The sequence below is a fragment of the Streptomyces capoamus genome, assembly GCF_014654935.1.
GTDB classification, from domain to species: domain Bacteria; phylum Actinomycetota; class Actinomycetes; order Streptomycetales; family Streptomycetaceae; genus Streptomyces; species Streptomyces capoamus.
This window is the reverse complement of the sequence record NZ_BNBF01000002.1, coordinates 340057-342311: the sequence shown is the minus strand read 5'-3', so window position 1 is coordinate 342311 and position 2255 is coordinate 340057. Positions and strand designations below refer to the sequence as shown.

General features: G+C 64.7%; 2 protein-coding genes and 1 pseudogene. All 3 read left to right on the top strand.

Going from position 1 to position 2255, the window contains the following annotated elements; genetic code table 11:
• A partial coding sequence (rplJ, locus tag IE312_RS05040) for a 50S ribosomal protein L10 (RefSeq protein ID WP_229899076.1) occupies positions 1-380 on the top strand: 380 nt, incomplete at its 5' end.
• A gap of 111 nt (positions 381-491) precedes the next feature.
• The gene (rplL, locus tag IE312_RS05035; protein WP_189978709.1) at positions 492-881 is read left to right on the top strand and encodes a 50S ribosomal protein L7/L12; all 390 of its coding nucleotides are present in this window, start codon (positions 492-494) and stop codon (positions 879-881) included.
• 548 nt (positions 882-1429) lie between these two features.
• A pseudogene (locus IE312_RS38835) lies at positions 1430-2255 on the top strand (DNA-directed RNA polymerase subunit beta); the annotation flags it as partial.

Here is a 2255-nt window from a genome sequence, read left to right as displayed (position 1 = left end):
TGGTGAAGAACACGCTGACCAAGATTGCGGCCAAGGAGGCCGGGATCACGCTGGAGGACCAGCTCTTCGCTGGCCCGACGGCCGTCGCCTTCGTCACCGGTGACCCGGTGGAGTCGGCGAAGGGTCTGCGTGACTTCGCCAAGGACAACCCCAATCTCGTCATCAAGGGCGGTGTCCTGGAGGGCAAGGCCCTCTCCGCCGACGAGATCAAGAAGCTTGCGGACCTCGAGTCCCGCGAGGTTCTGCTCAGCAAGCTGGCCGGTGCCTTCAAGGCGAAGCAGTCCCAGGCTGCCTCCGTCTTCCAGGCGCTGCCGTCGAAGCTCGTCCGCACCGTGGACGCGCTGCGCGCCAAGCAGGCCGAGCAGGGCGGTGCCGAGTAATTCGGCTCGCTTTCTGACCCGCACCAACGGCGCGGGTCGCAGCGGGCCGACGTACGCCCGCCTTACCCAGTACATCCGGCACCTGCCGATTTGAGTGGAAGGACCGCCATCATGGCGAAGCTCAGCCAGGAAGACCTGCTCGCCCAGTTCGAGGAGATGACCCTCATCGAGCTCTCCGAGTTCGTGAAGGCCTTCGAGGAGAAGTTCGACGTCACCGCCGCCGCTGCCGCGCCGGTCGTCGTCGCCGGTGGTGCCGCTGGTGGCGCCGCCGCCGAGGCCGAGGAGGAGAAGGACGAGTTCGACGTCATCCTCACCGGCGCCGGCGAGAAGAAGATCCAGGTCATCAAGGTCGTGCGTGAGCTGACCTCGCTGGGTCTGAAGGAGGCCAAGGACCTCGTCGACGGCACCCCGAAGCCGGTTCTCGAGAAGGTCAACAAGGAGGCCGCTGAGAAGGCCGCCGAGTCCCTCAAGGCCGCGGGCGCGTCCGTCGAGGTCAAGTAAGACCTTCGCGATCGCCACAACGGCCCCCTAGGGCTGTAACGCGAACGCACCGAAGGGCGATCATCCATCCGGGTGGTCGCCCTTCGGCGTTCTCCGGGGTCCGGCTGGGCCGCCTTGCACCTCTGTTCGTGAGGGGTAAGGTGATCTTCGTTGTGTCTGCCGAAGCTCCGGTTCCGGCAAGGAACCCTTGACGAACCGCACGCAGCGCGCAATTCTCAGGACGCGTCGTCACAACGATCCGAATCCGAGGCATGGATCGACGGCGAAGAGGGCAGTATCAACGTGCGTTGAGGGCAGGTATGCCGAGGGCGTTGAAGAGGGCGTTGAGGGCAACGAGGGTCGTCGAGAACCCGCACTGGACATCAGTGTGCCAAGTGGCTACACTGACCCTTTGCGCTGCCTGTTAGCTGTCCCCTGCCCGTCACCAGGGGTCTGCCCCCACTCGAGCACAGTCGACCGAGCCCCCCTGACCTGGGGTTTCCGTCCCTGTGTACGGGAGAGGGACCGGTACGCGCGTAGTGAGTCCGAGCCCTCGGAAGGACCCCCTCTTGGCCGCCTCGCGCACTGCCTCGACCGCGAATACGAACAACGGCGCCAGCACCGCCCCGCTGCGCATCTCCTTTGCAAAGATCAAGGAGCCCCTCGAGGTTCCGAACCTGCTCGCGCTGCAGACCGAGAGCTTTGACTGGCTGCTCGGCAACACCGCCTGGCAGACTCGGGTCGAGGAGGCCCTTGAGAACGGTCAGGACGTCCCCACCAAGTCCGGTCTGGAGGAGATCTTCGAGGAGATCTCCCCGATCGAGGACTTCTCCGGGTCGATGTCGCTGACGTTCCGGGACCACCGCTTCGAGCCGCCCAAGAACTCGATCGACGAGTGCAAGGAGCGCGACTTCACGTACGCCGCCCCGCTCTTCGTCACCGCTGAGTTCACCAACAACGAGACCGGCGAGATCAAGTCCCAGACCGTTTTCATGGGCGACTTCCCGCTCATGACGAATAAGGGCACTTTCGTCATCAACGGCACCGAGCGTGTCGTGGTGTCGCAGCTGGTCCGTTCCCCCGGTGTCTACTTCGACTCCTCCATCGACAAGACGTCCGACAAGGACATCTTCTCCGCCAAGATCATCCCGTCCCGGGGTGCCTGGCTGGAGATGGAGATCGACAAGCGTGACATGGTCGGTGTCCGCATCGACCGCAAGCGCAAGCAGTCGGTCACCGTACTGCTGAAGGCGCTCGGCTGGACGACCGAGCAGATCCTCGAGGAGTTCGGCGACTACGAGTCGATGCGCGCCACCCTGGAGAAGGACCACACCCAGGGCCAGGACGACGCGCTGCTCGACATCTACCGCAAGCTGCGTCCGGGCGAGCCCCCCA